Source organism: Ruegeria sp. CDSB117 (assembly GCF_059611005.1).
Map to the genome: position 1 here is coordinate 1 of NZ_JBXWOS010000023.1, position 16516 is coordinate 16516.

Sequence of the window (16516 nt, forward strand, 5' to 3'; positions counted from 1 at the left end):
CCGAAGGTCTTCCTGTCAGCCATCGCACTCGCGGCTACCGTTCTATTCTGGTTGTAAATCAATGAGTCTGGAGCCTACTCAAACATCCAACTCTTCCACAAACCGCGCGTTCTCCTGAATGTACTGGAACCGCAGTTCGGGCTTTTTACCCATCAGGCGCTCGACCAGATCGCCGGTCTCGCCGGGTTCGTCCTCGTCGATGGTGACGCGGATCAGTTTGCGCGAGGCCGGGTCCATCGTGGTTTCTTTCAGGTCTTTGGCGTCCATCTCACCCAGACCCTTAAAGCGCGAGACGTCGATCTTGCCTTTGCCGCCCAGACCTTTCTCAAGCCACTCATCCCGCTCGGCCTCGTCAAGGCAATAAACCCGCTTGGCGCCTTGGGTCAGGCGATACAGAGGCGGGCAGGCGAGGTACAGGTGGCCCGTGTCGATCATTGGCCGCATCTGGGTGAAGAAGAACGTCATCAACAGCGCCGCGATATGCGCGCCGTCCACGTCCGCGTCGGTCATGATGATGATCTTGTCATAGCGCAGGTCATCGACATTGAACTTGGTGCCAAGACCGACACCCAGCGCCTGCGTCAGATCGTTGATCTCGGCATTGGTGCCCAGCTTGGAACTGGCCGCGCCCAGCACGTTCAGGATCTTGCCGCGCAGGGGCAGCAGGGCCTGCGTTTTGCGGTTTCGGCCCATTTTTGCAGAACCGCCCGCAGAATCTCCTTCGACGATGAATAATTCTGTTCCGTCGCGTGTTGAACTAGAACAGTCCACCAACTTGCCGGGAAGACGAAGTTTTTTAGTGGCGGACTTACGTTGTGTTTCTTTCTCGGCGCGTCGGCGCAGACGTTCTTCGGACCTCAGAATGAGGAAATCGAGAATAGCTCCGGCGGATTTCGTGTCCGCGGCCAGCCAGTTATCGAAATGGTCGCGGACCGAATTCTCTACCAACCGCTGCGCCTCGACCGTCGCAAGGCGATCTTTGGTCTGGCCGACGAATTCCGGCTCACTGATGAAACAGGACACCAGCGCACAGCCACCTGTGATCAGGTCGTCGCGGGTGATCTGCGCGGCCTTCTTGTTGTTGATCAGTTCGCCGTACGCCTTGATTCCCTTGAGGACCGCAGCCCAGAAGCCTGCCACATGAGTGCCGCCTTCGGGGGTGGGGACGGTGTTACAATAGGACTGGATGAACCCGTCGCGCGAGGGCGTCCAGTTGATCGCCCATTCGACCTTGCCGGGGGTGCCGAACTTTTCCCGGAAGTCCACGGTGCCTGCAAAAGGTTGCTCGGCATAGGTGGACGAGCCGTTCATCGTTTCCTTCAGGTAGTCCGATAGACCGCCGGGAAAGTGGAAGCTGGCCTCGGTCGGGGTTTCGCCGTCGTCGATATGGGATTTCCAGCGAATTTCGACGCCCGAGAACAGGTAGGCCTTGGAGCGGATGGATTTGAACAGCCGCGCCGGTTTGAACTTGTGGTGGCCAAAGATCTCTTCGTCTGCGTGGAATGTCACAGTGGTGCCGCGCCGGTTGGGCGCCGCGCCGACTTTTTCGACAGGGCCCAAAGGGATGCCGCGTGAAAAGCGCTGTTCGAACAGCTGTTTGTCACGCGCCACCTGAACGACCATCGAATCCGACAGCGCGTTCACCACCGACGCACCCACGCCGTGCAGACCGCCCGAGGTCTGATAGGCCTTGCCCGAGAACTTACCACCCGCGTGCAAAGTACACAGGATCACCTCTAGCGCCGATTTGTCGGGGAATTTGGGGTGTGGATCAATCGGAATACCGCGCCCATTATCGCGCACCGTCAGTGCGTAATCGGCGTGCAGCTCAACCTCGATCCGGTTGGCATGGCCCGCGACCGCTTCGTCCATCGAGTTATCGAGGATTTCGGCCACCATATGGTGCAAAGCACGTTCATCGGTGCCGCCAATATACATGCCGGGGCGTTTGCGGACCGGTTCCAGACCTTCTAGCACCTCGATTGAGGAGGCGTCATAAGTTGTGGTCGCTTCTGGCGTCAACAGATCGTCGGGCATGGGTGCTGCTCTTGTTTTTAGGTTTGGTCCCATTATGGCAGGTGATGTGGTCCGGGGGAAGGGGCGCGCGAAGTGTTGTGGTCAATTGAGACCCGAACAGGTGTCCTCCCACCCGTTTTTTTAAGGCTTCTCCGGCGAGTACATAATGTCCGTGCGCATTACATATTTTTGCCCGTCCAAAACCGGATCGCCGCGATGCATGACAGGGTGATAGAACAGCAAGGCTGCCCCCTTTTTCGGCGTAACACAGAAATCGGGAAAAGACCGGCCCGCATAAATGTCGCAGAACGATGTGCCGCCACCTTCGAATCCGTCATTCAGATAGACCATGAGGGTGTACAGGCTGCGCTCACCATTGGGGCGCTCAAAATAGCCATCCTGATGCCAGTCAAACATTTGCCCGACACCATAGCGGTAAAAACGGAGGCGTTCGTTTAGGCCAACCGCTGTTCGCTTGCCAAAGCGTTGCGGTGCAAAAGGCAACACGCTTTGCCACAAGTCGTGAGCCGTTTCGGCGTCGTCCCGGATCAGGCGGTCATTGTTTCGAATGTCCGGGCGATGGGTGGCTCCGTTCACACCGTTGATCAAAGCGGGTTCAAATCCCGAAGTTTCGATATCGTCAATCCAGCGATCACAGATATCGGCGGACAGAAAGCCCTCAAGTTCAAATACATAATCTTTCAGAAGTTCGTTCATCTGCATGGAAGTCACCTTGAATTTGACCCGCCAAAAAGGCAGAGGGCAGTGAGTTAAAACGGGGAAATATTTCGCCAGCGAAAGGCGTCACGGTTAGTCTGAAGTGTCAGGCAAAGAACGCGTGCGGGTCACAGAAGGAACCTGTGGTCAGATACAAATCTATCATTGATCGAACCTCCTTCTTACTTTTGGGGTTTGTGACGGACTTGAGTGATACGAGTAATTAGTCCGTATTGTCAAAGGTTTTCATGCGGATGCGGCAAGTGTATAGCCTTGCGTGCGGTTCGAGGCGCGGCCAAGTTGACGCGGAAACCATTAGCAGCAAGGCAGACATAAATGAGCTGGATCAGAACCATCCCTTTTGATGAGGCAACGGGAAAACTCAGGAAACTTTACGACCGTGTTACTGGCCCGGACAACAACGTCGACAACATCATGATGGTGCATTCCTTGCGGCCACATTCGATGGAAGGTCACATGGCCATGTACAAGAACGTGCTGCACCATTCGGCCAACACGATCCCGAAGTGGTTTCTTGAGGTGCTGGGCGTATGGGTCAGCGCACTGAACAAATGCAGTTATTGTGTTGAGCACCATTACAGCGGCCTGCAGCGCTTGTTGGGCGATCCGAAGCGTAGTCAGGCAATTCGCGCGGCGATTGAGGCAGGCGAACCGGAGGGTGCTCCGTTGGATGCGGCCCAGATCGAGGCGATGCACTATGCGCGCAAACTGACCGAGGCCCCGTCGGAGTTGAAACAGCAAGACGTGGAAGCCCTGCGCACGGCCGGATGGGACGATGGTGAGATCCTCGAAATCAATCAGGTCTGCGCGTATTTTTCTTATGCGAACCGGACCGTTTTGGGGCTGGGGTGTTCAACGGATGGCGACATATTGGGCCTGTCGCCCAACAACTCGGATGACCCGGCGGATTGGGGGCACCGGTAACCGGATTTAGCGCGCCATCCAACCAAGGATTGCCTGCGCCACCGCTTTGGGTTGTTGGTGATGCAGCCAGTGATCAGCGTTCGGAATGTCGATGCGCGTCAGGTCCGGTGCGTAGTCTTCCAGCCCCTCAGTCGATTCTGGCAGCAACGCCTTGTCTTCACGCCCCCACAGCAACAGGTGGGGGCAGCGAACCATCAACCGGTCCTTCGGCAACTCTGGCAGATCCGTGCGCGGTGCGCCGGGTTTCGCAACCACCAGCGGTGACGCCCGGTACCAGTTCAGCATAGTCTCCAGCCGCCCGGGCCGGGCCCATTCTGTACGATAGACCTGCATTTGCTGGTCCGTCAGCCAGTCTGTACCCATCCCGAAACGAAAGAACTGTTCGAGCTTGGCGAAATTGTCCGCCGACAAACGCTCTGCCGCGTCTGGTGCGCGCAGGGCATTGATGTATTGCGAAGCCTCGGATTGCGCGCCTCCTGCTGCCATGGCCCGTTGGAAGGGCACCGGGTGAACGCCGTTGGCGATGATCAACCGGTCCACCAGATCAGGGCGGAACATGGCCAAACCATAGGCCACGGACGCTCCCCAATCGTGGCCAAGAACACAAACCGGACGGGCGAACCCCTCAATCAGCGTCACCATGTCCGAGACCAGTCGCGACAGGGCATAATGGCCAACGCCATTTGGTGCCCAGCTTTGCCCGTAACCGCGTTGATCGGGGGCGATGCAATGAAAGTCGGAGGACAAATGCGGGGCCAGGTCCTGCCACGCGCCGCCATACTCGGGAAAACCGTGAAGCATTAACAAGGGCGGAAGGTCGGGGTCCCCCCAGCTGCGCAGTAGGAACCTCTGGCCGTTAAGATCAATGAACTTGTTTTCCATAGCCGAAGCCCTTTGTTGTACCTGAAGCACACGCCCAGAAAGATGTAAAACTTTGACTCCAATCAAAGCGTGTTTTTCACCCGGCTGCTAGGCGTTTTCCCGGACAGTGAGACAAGGAGAACCTGAATGGAAGTAGTGACGCAGATCGAGAATGTGCAAGACCCTGCCAACCTGTCGGCGATAGCCAAAACCTCACCGACCGAGCCTAGCCCCGAGAGAATTCGTCAAGCCTTTGAAAGCGGCAAGTATCCTTATGACCGCAAGATGGTGCGCAAAGCTTATGAGGCGGAAAAGGCGCAACTGCAGGCAGAATTGCTAAAGGTGCAGCTTTGGGCTCAAGAAACCGGCCAGCGGTTTGTCCTGCTGTTCGAGGGCAGGGACGCCGCAGGCAAAGGTGGAACGATCAAACGCTTTATGGAGCACCTGAACCCACGCCAAGCGCGTGTCGTTGCCCTGAACAAGCCCACCTGGGAAGAGAAGGGGCAGTGGTACTATCAGCGCTATGTTCAGGAATTGCCCACTGTGGGTGAAATGGTTTTCTACGACCGATCCTGGTACAACCGCGCCGGGGTTGAACGGGTGATGGGTTTTTGTTCGCCCAACGAATATCTCGAGTTCATGCGTCAAACGCCCGAGCTGGAGCGGATGCTGGTGCGCTCGGGCATCCAACTTTACAAATACTGGTTCTCGGTCACGCAACCCGAACAGCAACGCCGGTTCAAAAGCCGCGAAACCGATCCTCTGAAACAGTGGAAACTGTCACCGATCGACAAAGCGAGCCTTGATAAATGGGACGATTATACCGAGGCGAAAGAGGCGATGTTCTTCTATACCGATACCGCCGACGCCCCTTGGACCATCGTGAAATCGAACGACAAAAAGCGCGCGCGCTTGAACTGCATGCGCCACTTTCTGTCCACGCTGGATTATCCGGACAAGAACCATGAAATCGTCGACAACCCCGATCCTTTGATCGTGGGGCAGGCACATCACGTGATCCAGCATTCGGAACATATTCTGGGTAATTCACTGCATCCTGAAACGGTGTGACAAGAACGCTCTCAGATAACATTTGAACCTGCGGGTGTAGTCTCAAGGTGAAATTTCGTCGTTCGCCTCTTGTCCCGGCCTCGGGCCGGGCATAAGGCTGTTCGGATGAGTAGGGTGATGACATATCGTGGCCACTTCCGGGCCATTTCTGTACTGGGCCTGCCGCTGATCGGCGGGCACCTGGCCCAATTTGCTATTGGGCTGACGGATACAGTCATGCTGGGTTGGTACGGTGTCGAGGCGCTGGCCGCCGTGACCCTGGCCAGCAGCTATTTCTTTGTGTTGTTCCTGTTTGGGGCCGGATTCGGTTTGGCCGTCATGCCAATGGTGGCGACGGCTGCGGCTGAAGAAGACGAAACAAGTATTCGCCGTACAACGCGCATGGGGTTGTGGTTGTCGCTTATCTATGCGGCCGTTATGATGCCAATGCTCTGGTGGTCGTACCCTATTTTCCTTGCGTTGAAGCAGGACCCGCAAGTCGCTGAAACCGCGTCCCAGTACCTCAGGGTTGCTGGGTGGGGCCTAATTCCGGCGCTTTTGGTGATGGTGCTGAAATCCTATCTGGCCGCGTTGGAGCGGACCCAGATCGTTTTGTGGATCACCGTGGCCGCGGCAGTGGTCAATGCGATCACCAACTATGCCCTGATCTTCGGTAATTGGGGAGCCCCTGAACTGGGTGTAATGGGCGCTGCCATCGCGTCGGTTGTCACTCAGATCGTATCGTTGGTGTGCGTGGTGATCTACGCCATGCGCGTTCTACCCGAACATAGCCTGTTCCAACGGTTCTGGCGCCCAGATTGGGAGATGTTCCTTAGCGTCCTCCGCCTTGGCGTGCCGATTGGCCTGACGACCCTGTCCGAGGTCAGCCTGTTCGCAATGTCAGCGATCATGATGGGCTGGCTGGGTCAGGTTCCGCTGGCGGCACATGGCATTGCACTTAATTTGGCATCCGCGACGTTCATGGTGCATCTGGGGCTGTCAAACGCAGCGACGATCCGGGCAGGGAATGCGTTGGGCCGGAAAGATAGGCCACATCTGGAACGCGGCGCGATTGCGGTGACGGGGATGTCTTTGGTGATCTCGGTCGTGACTGTTATCCTGTTCCTTGCCTATGCCGAGCCTTTGATTTCCCTGTTCATGGAACCGGATGACCCGCAGCGTCCGGAAATTCTGATGATCGGTACAGGTCTGCTGGCCATGGCGGCTTTGTTCCAATTGGTGGACGGCGCACAGGTCATTGCGTTGGGGCTGCTGCGCGGCTTGCAGGACGCAAAGGTCCCGATGGTCATGGCCGCACTCAGCTATTGGGGCGTGGGGATCACGTCGTCGTATTACTTCGGCTTCGTCTTGGGCATGGATGGAATCGGAGTCTGGCTGGGCCTTGTTCTGGGCCTGGCCTGCGCAGCGGTTATGCTGATGGCGCGGTTCTGGATGCGGTCCGTCCGCGAGGTCGGTGTGCCCGCCGAGTAAGATTCGGCGGGTCAGTCTTTGCTGAAGCGGTCTGCCTTTTTTCGCACCAGGACAGAACGTAGATCATGCATGGCCAGCAGCAACCGGTCGGTAACGTCTTCCAGCTGCTCTGGTGTTGCCTTGGATTGCGCCCATTGCGTGGTGAGGTTCAGATAATCGACAGCCCGATGAATGTCGTCGATATCGCGCTGGGCAAGCAACGTTTTTCGCGCCTCCATCCAACGGGCAATCTCGGCCTTGTCGGCGTCGGACAACGTGCGTTGGCCTTGCGGTTTCACCTCGCCATTGCGGATGTTGATGACCGCGATCTGATCCATCTCGATCCGGCGCTGGCGGTTTTCAGTGTCGATCCTGAAAACCGCCGCACCATTCTCGCGAACGCGGAAATAATATTCGGGCAGTTCCGACGTCATTTGCGCTTACTCAAGTCAACGACGCGCAAAAGCGCTGGATGCGGGTGCAAGCTTCGGTCAGCGCCTCGTCCGAGGTCGCATAGCTGACGCGAAAGTTTGGCGACAGGCCAAAGGCCGCACCGAACACGACGGCCACGTCCACCTCTTCCAGCAATGCGGTGGCAAAAGCCTCATCCGAGTCGATCACAGTGCCTGCGGGGGTGGTTTTGCCAATTAGCCCGGCAATGGATGGATAGACGTAGAACGCCCCCTCGGGCGTCGGGCAACTGATGCCGTCGATATCGTTCAACATGCGCACAACAAGATCACGGCGGCGTTTGAACGTTTCGTTGTTGGGGGCCAGGAAGGACTGAGTGCCGTTCAGTGCCTCCACCGCCGCCCATTGGCTGACCGAGCAGGGGTTCGAGGTCGATTGCGATTGAATCTTGCGCATTGCGGCGATGATTTCGACCGGTCCTGCTGCGTAGCCAATGCGCCAACCGGTCATGGCATAAGCTTTGGAGACGCCATTGCAGGTCAGCGTCCGGTCATACAGGCGGGGCTCGACTTCGGCCGGGGTGCAGAATTCGAACCCGTCATAGGCCAGATGTTCATACATGTCGTCGGACATGACCCAGACATGCGGATGACGCATCAGAACATCGGTCAGTTCTTTCAACTCTTCACGGCTATAGCCTGCACCAGTGGGGTTCGACGGTGAGTTGAAGATAAGCCACTTGGTCTTTGGCGTGATCGCAGCCTCAAGCTGATCTGCAGTCAGTTTGAAGTTGGTCTGGATCGAAGTTTCCGCGATTACCGGAGTGCCTCCGGCCAATAGCACCATATCCGGATAGCTAACCCAATAAGGCGCAGGTATCACAACCTCATCGCCTTCGTTCATCGTGGCCATCAGGGCGTTGTACAAAGTTTGCTTGCCGCCGGTGCCGACCGAAATCTGCGCGGGCGTATAGTCCAAGCCGTGGTCACGCTTCATCTTGGCGCAGGCCGCTTGTTTCAATTCTGGGATGCCGTCAGGCGCAGTATATTTGGTCTTCCCGGCTGCGATGGCCGCTACTGCTGCGTCCTTGATGTTCTGCGGAGTGTCAAAATCGGGCTCGCCCGCGCTTAGGCCGATGACATCGCGCCCGGCAGCTTTCAACTCGGCCGCTTTAGCGGTTATCGCAATGGTGGGCGATGGCTTCACGCGTGACAGTGTCGCAGAAAGGAAACTCATGGTCGGCCTCGATTTGTATGTTCAGCTTGACTGTCATAGGGTGCGCTCGAATGACGATCAAGCGATATGAATTATGGAATTGGAGAGCCCGATGAACGACGAGAATGACTGGTACGGACCGGACTCTGCGACATTCGGGGACAGGCTGGCAGGGGCACGCGAAGCGGCTGGTATGACCCAGGCCCAGATGGCCCGCAGGCTTGGCGTGAAAAAGACGACAATTGCAGCTTGGGAAAACGATCTGTCCGAGCCGCGCGCGAACCGTCTTTCCATGATGGCAGGCATGGTCAACGTGTCGATCATGTGGTTGCTGACCGGTGAAGGCGAAGGCATGGATGCCCCCGTTGAAGCGGAAGAGGGCGCACCCGAGCTTGCGGATGTCGTGGCTGAGCTGCGTTCCATTCGCGGTGAAATGCGCGCCAGCGCCGAGCGGGCCGCGAAACTGGAGAAAAGGGTGCGTCTGATGCTGGAGCAGGGGCGGTGAACGAACCACGGGACGTTCGTATAAAGCGGCTGAAGATGCGATCCATGCGGCGTGGGATCAAGGAAATGGATCTGATCCTGTCGGCCTATGCTGACCGAAATCTGACGGCCATGGAGCCGTCGGATCTGGATAATTATGATGCGTTGCTGCACGAAAACGATCAGGATCTTTATCAGTGGGTCACAGGGCAGGTGCAGCCGCCCGAAACCTATTCCGAATTGATATCGGACATCGCGCAGACCTTTCAAAAATAGAAGAAAACCCGGCTTAACCGATTTTTCGGGATTTCCATTCATCCTGCCTGAAACAGCGCGACTGAATCGGAGGATCGGATGAGTATGGAAATGCAGGTCTCCGCGCCGGGAACCAAAGGGTTCATGACCAGCTATCTTGAGGCACTTGCCTTGGTGGAACGGCTGCACCGGTTGCTATTGGACGTCATCAAGGATGAGTTTGAGCGTGTTGGCGTGTTGGAAATCAACGCCGTGCAGGCCTTGCTTTTATTCAATATCGGCGACCATGAAGTCACCGCGGGCGAACTGAAAAGTCGTGGGTATTATCAGGGCAGCAACGTCAGCTACAACCTGAAGAAACTGGTCGAAATGGGGTACATGCACCATCAAAGATGCGAGATCGACCGCCGTTCCGTAAGGGTTCGATTGACCCCACGCGGTCGCGAAATACGCGATGTCGTATCCGAGCTGTTTTCGCGCCACGCTGAGGGGTTGCAAAATCGCGGCGTGTTGGGGCTGGAAGGCATCGACGACATCACCACATCCCTGCGTCGGGTCGAGCGGTATTGGACGGACCAAATCCGGTACATCTATTGATCAGGGGCGCAGAGAATCTGTGGCGTCGGACAGGGTTACCCCCTCCAGCTCGCGTATCAGTTTTCGGGTCATCGCGTCCTCATAGGCCTCAAAGCCCAAAGCGACTTCGACGAAGGCTCCGGGCCCCAGAATAACCCATGTGTTGTAATAGGCGGAAAGCTCACCGACCTGGACATAGCGTTTGTCGCCATGACTGGGATCGTCTGCTCCGATCACGAGCCCGTTGATCGTGATGCCGGTGTTTTCCAGTTCGGCTTTCACGCTGCGTGGATGAGGGCCCAGATTGTGCTTACCGTCCCCTGACAGATCCAATGTGCGTTTCCAGCAATTCGGTTGCTGCGACAGTAGATTGGCTCCGAACCGCATTGCCGACCCAACAGCCGTGCCCTGTGGTGCGTTACCCCGCGCGACGGTCTTCAATTGGTCGCTGATCCGTGCAAGATCTTGTGCCGTGCGGATCTCAGTCCAGTTTACCAACATGCGTTGATGGCGGGGCTCGCTCCATTCGTAGATCGCCAATCGCACAGGCGCGCCGATGTCGGACAGGATCAGTTGAACAACTTCAGGGCGTTGCAGGGCCGCCGCTAGACCTCCGGTTTGCATCCTATACTCGGTGCTGTCGACCGAACCGGACACGTCCAGCCCCAACGCCAGTGCTTGCCTGCATTCCGACGCGGCGGCGCTGGCGAACATGGCAAATATCGCGGCCAAGAGGCGGATCATTGATGTGCACCCTCCTTCAACGCACCGATCTGCAATCCTTTCAATTCTCGTTCCAGCTTGCGACGCATCGCGCGTTCAAAATCCTCGAATCCTTGTGCGATTTCAAGAAACGCGCCAGGACCGTGCAGAACGTTGTTCTCGAAGAACGGGATGAGGAACAGCTCTCCTTCAAAATCAGCAGCGTTGATCACCAGTCCGTTGACCACGACGTTTTGAAAAGGAAAGTGCCGGTATGCCGAGTCCGGCCCATAGCCGTCATTGTTTGAGCCATCGCCGGACAAATCGATGGTGTTAAAAAGGCAGGGTGGCGCTTGCTGCATCAAAGTCGCGCCAAACGCCAAGGCATAACCCATTGCCGTGGCCGAGGCGCTGTCCGAGCGAACCGATTGCTGCACCGTTGAGGCGGCAACCAGCAGGTCGGCTTCGGTGTTGATCATGGTCCAGTTCAGAATAACGCGTTGGGTGGTGCGGCCGCTCCACTCATACACGGCCAGCGCGACCGGCGCGGGCGACGAAAAAAATGCCTCGACCACTTCTGGTGCGATCAATGCAGCCGCAAGACCCTGCCGTTGCAAAACGTCTTCGTTCTCGTCCACGGAAGTCGAGATATCCATAGCGAGCGCCAGTGCAAGCCGGCAGGTCTCGGCCCGAACGGGGCTGGCCAGAACGGCCAGACCCAGCGCTATCAGCCAGCGGATCACCAGCTGCCGGTGCTTTCCATGCTGGCCCAGGGCTCGGCCGGTTCCAGCGCTTTGCCGTTTTGGAGCAGTTCGACCGAGATATTATCCGGAGACCGCACAAAAGCCATGCGACCATCGCGCGGCGGGCGGTTGATAACGACGCCGTTATCCCGCAGGTGCTGACAAACTTCGTAGATGTTATCGACGCCGTAGGCTAAGTGCCCGAAATGGCGGCTGTCGCTGGGCAGGTTATCGTCGCCATCCCAGTTATGCGTTAGTTCGATAGGCCGATCCTCTTGCCCCGGGGGGGCCATGAAGATCAGCGAAAACCGGCCCTGTTCGCTGTCATACCGGCGGGTTTCCTTCAGGCCCAGCAGTTCGTAGAACGCCATCGACTTCTCCAGATCCTTCACGCGAACCATGGTGTGAAGATATGTCAGCCCCATTGTGGCTTCCTTTCTATTCAGATGATGCGCTGCAGCTTAGCGCGCGCACCAAGCGTGTCGAGGGGCAGGGCGGACACAATTTGAAATTTGCGGCGCTTGGTGCACATGTCGCGGTTCCGGTCTGGGAATTGCCGAGATATAGTGGTGGGCGACTCATTGCTGGAAAGGAACTTTCATGCCGCTGTCCTCTGACCAACTGGCCGAGATCGAAGCGCAACGGGCGCAATCGCATCCAACACGCCGCGTTGTGGCTGAGGGGATGGAAGACCACCTCTATACCGCGCATCAGGTGCTGGATCACGGCTTTGTACGCGTCATTGACTACATGGGGGATGACGCAGCAATTTGTCAGGCGGCACGCGTATCTTACGGCAAAGGCACCAAATCGGTGCAGAATGACGAGGGGCTGATCCGCTATCTGATGCGGCACTGGCACTCGACCCCGTTCGAGATGTGCGAGATCAAGCTGCACGTCAAACTGCCAGTCTTTGTCGCCCGACAGTGGATTCGTCACCGGACCGCAAATGTGAATGAGTATTCTGCGCGGTATTCTATTCTGGATCGAGAGTTTTATATCCCTGCACCGGACCACGTGGCCGCACAATCCGAAGTGAACAATCAGGGCCGCGGCGACGCCCTGCAAGGCGAAGAGGCAGCCCGCGTTCTGGAAATGCTCAAGGCCGACAGCGCGCGGTGCTATGACAATTACGAAGCCATGATCAACCAGGATGGTCAGCAGGGGCTGGCGCGAGAATTGGCGCGCATGAACCTGCCTGCGAATATCTACACGCAGTGGTACTGGAAAGTGGATCTGCACAACCTGTTCCATTTCCTGCGCTTGCGGGCCGATCCACATGCTCAGTACGAAATCCGCGTTTACGCCGACATGATGTGCAAGATCGTCGCCGACTGGGTGCCCTTCGCGTATAGAGCGTTCGAAGATTACCGTTTGGGCGCGGTCAACCTTTCGGCGCAGATGGTTGATAGCCTGCGTCGCATGTTGGCCGGCGAAGCCGTGACGCAGGAAAACTCGGGCATGACAGCACGGGAATGGCGCGAGTTCGAGGCAGTCATTCGCGAGGGTTAAAACCGACAAGACTCTTTCTTCTGATGTCATGATGCCATTTCGAGCGGCTCATGACATCAGTCATTAGTGTTATGTGTGAACGCTCGGAAATCGTGGTGTTCGGCGAAAACGAAAACACTCATGCCGATTCCAAACCGACGCGAGGGTAAGGTTTCAAACCCTTGAGAATGGACAACGGCCGGAAATTGGCCGTTGGCCTGCTTTTAGTACCCGCAGATGACGGGGTGTTTTATAACGGCTTCAAATCAGAGGCCATTTGTCGGCCGTCGCGTCCGTCTTCCAACTCATACGAGACTTTCTGATTGTCAGCGAGTCCGGTCAGACCGGACCGTTCTACGGCCGAGATATGAACAAAAACGTCCTTGCCACCTTCGTCAGGGGCAATAAACCCATAGCCTTTCGTGGTATTAAACCATTTCACGGTGCCAGTTGGCATTTCCCGTGTCTCCTTCTACTTACACGTTGTCCCACAAATTGGTGGGGGCAGTGGTTGACGTAACCACAACACATCACCGCTTCGCCCACACGACGCGGCCCGAATTGTGTGTTTCGTCTTTTTCAACATTGCACGGTGAAGTAAAAAATCAAGAATTACTGGAAGCAGCAGGCAAAAATGCCCAAAATTCATACTAGTACAGGAACGGTCCCAAAATGCGTCTATATGGCTTGAAAAATTGCGATACGTGCCGTAAGGCATTGAAAGAAATTGAAAATATAGAATTTGTAGATGTTCGGACGCAAGGTGTTCCCGATTCTGTTCTGACAGAGGCGTTTGATACGTTCGGCGAAGCTTTGCTCAATACCCGGTCAACAACTTGGCGTGGATTGGACGCGGAACAACGCACGCGACCACCTTTGGAGCTGCTGAAGGAACACCCGACTTTGATGAAGCGCCCCTTGATTGAAGATGACGGTACGTTGTTGTTGGGCTGGACCGCAAAAACCAAGGCAAGTCTTGGCGTTGCCTGATTGGGCGCTTATGTGTCTGACGTAATTATGAGGGTTTAAATGCGCAACGCATCAATGATTTTGGGCGTCATTGCCGGTTTGATCGGAATGATTGTTGGCTTTTTTGGCTATGGCTATATCGAATTCATAAACCATTACGGCGAGATCGAAGGCCTTGCTGAGCAAGTGGACAACGTACAGTTCATCCAGACCGCTTCCATTATTGCGCCTTTGCTGGCCATCGCGGGGGGCGCAATGGCTCATGCGCGAGCTCTGATCGGTGGGATATTGCTGCTGATCTCAGCCGTCGGGATGTATTTCGCTTTTGGATTCAACGTCTTCACGATGTTTCCGGTGGCCTTTGCCGCCGTGGCAGGCATCCTTGGGCTGGCCGCGGGAAAACCGGACGAGCCCAAGGCACATTTCTAGGTCATTTCACGTGCAGAGCCCGGTCGACAGACAAGGGGCCTGCGCCGTTGATCACGATAACGAGCAGCACGAAAGTCCAGAGCGTCCGCTGGTCCAGCACATTTGGTGCGGCGGTGAAAAAGCTTCCAAGCGCTGCGCCATGCCCGGTGACGTCGACAATTGTCTGAACCCAGACAAATCCGATCATACCCAAGGCCGCCAGCCGGGACAGAAGGCCGACCAGAATCAAGGCTGGCAGCAGGAACTCAGCCCAGGTGCCGGCTACTGCGATCACCCAATAAGAAAAGCCAAGTTGTGAACTGTCATAGCTGACGGCTTCCATTGCTTTGGGAAAAATCTGGACGTATGCACCGTCAGACGGGAACAGGAAACCCAAAATGCCACTGCCAAGTTTGGTGGTTGCTGAGTTCCAATAGTAGACAAGCAGCGTCGCGGCAAAAACCACCCGGGCCAGTGTTGGCGTGAGCCAGCCAGAGGTCATTTCCAGCCGTCCCAGGGTATTATTGTGAAAAGAGATCAGGGCAGTCATGTTGCCAGCCTTTCGATAGACACAGAAGTAATCGCGCCGCCCTGCAAAAGCAGCGCCAGAATGGCCCCAAGGTCAAATTCGGGGAATTCGGCAGAGGTTTGTTCAAATGCCTCGCCAATGGTAAGTCCGGCCTGAACGTGCGCGATCCAGTCCGCTCCGCCTTTGGGCAGCAAATGCGGGGCCGGGTCGAACTCGGGCCGGGTGATCAGGATATCTTCGGACCCGGGTGCAGGTTTTGGTGCACCGTCTTCTGAATTGAAGCGCCAGATCGAAAACAGCGGCCAATCTGACCGAAGAACCTTCATGGATGGCGCAAATTCCAGTTTTGCCAGGACGATCTCTTCCGGTGGAATGGCCAGCGCATCAGGCGGTGCAGGTTGGCTGTCAGCAGAATGGTAGGACCGGCGCAGCGCCAGTTCCAGACGCGCGACGTCGGCAAGGTAGCCAAGGTGCGACAACTGCTCCATCCCGGCGAGGAACTCCGGAAATTCCTCACCATAGAACATCATCAGCGGTGAAGACGGGGGGTGTTTGCGCAGGAAAAGCCCGGCAAGCCCATCCATGTTCTGAGACCCCAGCAGCCGTGCGATCACGGGAAAGGCTTGATGCATCGCTTCGGTCAGCGAGACAGCCACGTTGTTGCGGTAAACGCTGAACCGCCGCCCGGCAGGGCGTTCTGTGGCATCCCACAAACCGTCCGGAACGGCCGCCGACGGGTCAAGCAGGGCTACGCGGAACGTGGTTTGCGAAACGCTCATGCTGGGATGCGGTCCAGTGCCGCCTGCGCCCGATCTGCTTCGGCCCGAAGAACGGACCAGTCGGGTACGTCCGTATCCCATTCGATCAGTACGGGTTTCGGACCGGAACGGTCCAACACGAAATCCAGCAACGTCCACACGGGATCAACGACTTCGCGACCGTGGCTGTCGATCAGCAAGGGACGACCATGATCGTCTTCGTCTTCGTCATGACCGCCAAGGTGTATCTCGTGGACGTTGTCCAGCGGGTAGGCGTCGATGTAGCCCTGCGGCGAGAAGTCCAGGTTGGTGGCCGACACGAAGACATTGTTCACATCCAGCAAAAGACCACATCCTGTTCGACGTGCGATTTCCCGCAGGAAGTCAGGCTCGGACCATGTACTTTCTTCAAAAGCCAAATAGCTGGACGGGTTTTCCAGTAGCATTTGCCGCCCCACGGTTTCCTGAACCTGGTCTATATGTGCGCAGATTTGCTCCAGCGTTTCGTCCGTGTAGGGCAGGGGCAGAAGATCGTTCAGGAAATGACTGTCATGGGTCGACCAGGCCAGATGCTCGGAAAAGCTGGCCGGATTCAGCCACCCCACCAAGTGTTTCAGGCGCGCCAGATGATCGGGATCCAAGGGGCCTTCTCCACCGATCGAGAGGCCGACGCCGTGTACGGAAATGGGGAATTTTTCAGAGAGGTGGCGCAATTGAGCCAGCGGCCTGCCGCCATCACCCATGTAGTTTTCGGCATGGATCTCAAGCCAGCTGACCGGATGCGCATGGTCCAGAATCTGGTCGTAATGCTGGGGTTTATACCCGACCCCCGGTGCCGCGGGCAGCCTGTTCGATCGAAGTGAACTATCCAGCATGTGCAAATCCTCCGGTCACGAAAAGAGGCGGGCGATAGGGCC

21 protein-coding genes are annotated in these 16516 nt (G+C 56.7%); 9 read left to right on the forward strand and 12 right to left on the reverse strand.

The genetic code is table 11. The annotated features are described in order from the left end of the window. Positions 1-78: 78 nt before the first annotated feature. Both parE and AC2FJC_RS19910 read right to left on the reverse strand, forming a co-directional pair. Positions 79-2037, reverse strand: a complete 1959-nt coding sequence (parE, locus tag AC2FJC_RS19905) for a DNA topoisomerase IV subunit B (protein WP_496741040.1) — start codon at positions 2035-2037, stop codon at positions 79-81. A gap of 120 nt (positions 2038-2157) precedes the next feature. Next, the gene (locus AC2FJC_RS19910; RefSeq protein WP_496741041.1) at positions 2158-2739 is read right to left on the reverse strand and encodes a 2OG-Fe(II) oxygenase; all 582 of its coding nucleotides are present in this window, start codon (positions 2737-2739) and stop codon (positions 2158-2160) included. Positions 2740-3069: 330 nt separating this feature from the next. Here AC2FJC_RS19910 and AC2FJC_RS19915 point away from each other — a divergent pair, with 330 nt between their 5' ends. Further along, on the forward strand, positions 3070-3678 hold the full coding sequence (locus AC2FJC_RS19915; protein ID WP_496741043.1) for a carboxymuconolactone decarboxylase family protein: 609 nt from the start codon (positions 3070-3072) through the stop codon (positions 3676-3678). A gap of 6 nt (positions 3679-3684) precedes the next feature. Here the strand turns inward: AC2FJC_RS19915 and AC2FJC_RS19920 are convergent, their stop codons facing one another. Beyond that, positions 3685-4560 carry an alpha/beta fold hydrolase gene (locus AC2FJC_RS19920; RefSeq protein WP_496741044.1) on the reverse strand — a complete coding sequence of 292 codons (876 nt, stop codon included), beginning with the start codon at positions 4558-4560 and terminating at the stop codon, positions 3685-3687. Between the two features lie 126 nt (positions 4561-4686). On the opposite strand from AC2FJC_RS19920, the gene ppk2 reads away from it, so the two are divergent. Next, on the forward strand, positions 4687-5610 hold the full coding sequence (ppk2, locus tag AC2FJC_RS19925) for a polyphosphate kinase 2 (protein ID WP_496741046.1): 924 nt from the start codon (positions 4687-4689) through the stop codon (positions 5608-5610). A 117-nt stretch (positions 5611-5727) separates the two neighbouring features. Next, positions 5728-7080 (forward strand): MATE family efflux transporter, encoded by a 1353-nt coding sequence (locus AC2FJC_RS19930; RefSeq protein WP_496741048.1) that lies wholly within the window; start codon positions 5728-5730, stop codon positions 7078-7080. Between the two features lie 11 nt (positions 7081-7091). On the opposite strand, the gene AC2FJC_RS19935 is transcribed toward AC2FJC_RS19930, so the two are convergent. Together AC2FJC_RS19935 and AC2FJC_RS19940 are read right to left on the reverse strand one after the other, a co-directional pair. Further along, complete coding sequence (locus AC2FJC_RS19935) at positions 7092-7493, reverse strand: hypothetical protein (protein WP_496723639.1); 402 nt, start codon at positions 7491-7493, stop codon at positions 7092-7094. Positions 7494-7503: 10 nt separating this feature from the next. Next, the gene (locus AC2FJC_RS19940) at positions 7504-8706 is read right to left on the reverse strand and encodes a pyridoxal phosphate-dependent aminotransferase (protein WP_170417556.1); all 1203 of its coding nucleotides are present in this window, start codon (positions 8704-8706) and stop codon (positions 7504-7506) included. Positions 8707-8797: 91 nt separating this feature from the next. On the opposite strand from AC2FJC_RS19940, the gene AC2FJC_RS19945 reads away from it, so the two are divergent. The 3 genes from AC2FJC_RS19945 to AC2FJC_RS19955 all read left to right on the forward strand — a co-directional run bounded on the left by AC2FJC_RS19945 (position 8798) and on the right by AC2FJC_RS19955 (position 10020). Further along, positions 8798-9190, forward strand: a complete 393-nt coding sequence (locus AC2FJC_RS19945) for a helix-turn-helix domain-containing protein (protein WP_058274142.1) — start codon at positions 8798-8800, stop codon at positions 9188-9190. A gap of 35 nt (positions 9191-9225) precedes the next feature. Beyond that, the gene (locus tag AC2FJC_RS19950) at positions 9226-9444 is read left to right on the forward strand and encodes a succinate dehydrogenase assembly factor 2 (RefSeq protein WP_108860430.1); all 219 of its coding nucleotides are present in this window, start codon (positions 9226-9228) and stop codon (positions 9442-9444) included. A gap of 78 nt (positions 9445-9522) precedes the next feature. After that, positions 9523-10020, forward strand: coding sequence for a MarR family winged helix-turn-helix transcriptional regulator (locus AC2FJC_RS19955; protein ID WP_282169244.1), 498 nt, complete (start codon positions 9523-9525; stop codon positions 10018-10020). Here the strand turns inward: AC2FJC_RS19955 and AC2FJC_RS19960 are convergent, their stop codons facing one another. The 3 genes from AC2FJC_RS19960 to AC2FJC_RS19970 are packed head-to-tail and all read right to left on the reverse strand — an operon-like array spanning position 10021 to position 11869. After that, positions 10021-10743, reverse strand: coding sequence for a DUF1194 domain-containing protein (locus AC2FJC_RS19960; protein ID WP_496741051.1), 723 nt, complete (start codon positions 10741-10743; stop codon positions 10021-10023). Further along, positions 10740-11444, reverse strand: a complete 705-nt coding sequence (locus tag AC2FJC_RS19965; RefSeq protein ID WP_496741053.1) for a DUF1194 domain-containing protein — start codon at positions 11442-11444, stop codon at positions 10740-10742. Before AC2FJC_RS19965 ends, AC2FJC_RS19960 begins: the two co-directional genes overlap by 4 nt. Next, a complete protein-coding gene (locus tag AC2FJC_RS19970; RefSeq protein WP_496741055.1) occupies positions 11441-11869 on the reverse strand; it encodes a VOC family protein in 429 nt (142 codons plus the stop codon). The genes AC2FJC_RS19965 and AC2FJC_RS19970 overlap by 4 nt, the downstream gene beginning before the upstream one ends. A gap of 175 nt (positions 11870-12044) precedes the next feature. On the opposite strand from AC2FJC_RS19970, the gene thyX reads away from it, so the two are divergent. Then, on the forward strand, positions 12045-12956 hold the full coding sequence (gene thyX, locus AC2FJC_RS19975; RefSeq protein WP_496741057.1) for an FAD-dependent thymidylate synthase: 912 nt from the start codon (positions 12045-12047) through the stop codon (positions 12954-12956). Positions 12957-13185: 229 nt separating this feature from the next. Here thyX and AC2FJC_RS19980 read toward each other — a convergent pair whose 3' ends face one another. After that, positions 13186-13392 carry a cold-shock protein gene (locus AC2FJC_RS19980; RefSeq protein WP_010439113.1) on the reverse strand — a complete coding sequence of 69 codons (207 nt, stop codon included), beginning with the start codon at positions 13390-13392 and terminating at the stop codon, positions 13186-13188. Positions 13393-13607: 215 nt separating this feature from the next. On the opposite strand from AC2FJC_RS19980, the gene AC2FJC_RS19985 reads away from it, so the two are divergent. Then, entirely contained in the window at positions 13608-13925 is a 318-nt protein-coding gene (locus tag AC2FJC_RS19985; protein ID WP_496741059.1) for an ArsC/Spx/MgsR family protein, read from the forward strand. A 39-nt stretch (positions 13926-13964) separates the two neighbouring features. Further along, the gene (locus AC2FJC_RS19990; protein ID WP_058275883.1) at positions 13965-14333 is read left to right on the forward strand and encodes a hypothetical protein; all 369 of its coding nucleotides are present in this window, start codon (positions 13965-13967) and stop codon (positions 14331-14333) included. Position 14334: 1 nt separating this feature from the next. On the opposite strand, the gene AC2FJC_RS19995 is transcribed toward AC2FJC_RS19990, so the two are convergent. The 3 genes from AC2FJC_RS19995 to bufB are packed head-to-tail and all read right to left on the reverse strand — an operon-like array spanning position 14335 to position 16474. Then, complete coding sequence (locus AC2FJC_RS19995) at positions 14335-14862, reverse strand: DoxX family protein (RefSeq protein WP_058274133.1); 528 nt, start codon at positions 14860-14862, stop codon at positions 14335-14337. Beyond that, on the reverse strand, positions 14859-15620 hold the full coding sequence (locus AC2FJC_RS20000) for an HvfC/BufC family peptide modification chaperone (RefSeq protein ID WP_496741061.1): 762 nt from the start codon (positions 15618-15620) through the stop codon (positions 14859-14861). The genes AC2FJC_RS19995 and AC2FJC_RS20000 overlap by 4 nt, the downstream gene beginning before the upstream one ends. After that, positions 15617-16474 carry an MNIO family bufferin maturase gene (bufB, locus tag AC2FJC_RS20005; RefSeq protein WP_496741063.1) on the reverse strand — a complete coding sequence of 286 codons (858 nt, stop codon included), beginning with the start codon at positions 16472-16474 and terminating at the stop codon, positions 15617-15619. The genes AC2FJC_RS20000 and bufB overlap by 4 nt, the downstream gene beginning before the upstream one ends. Between the last annotated feature and the right edge of the window lie 42 nt (positions 16475-16516).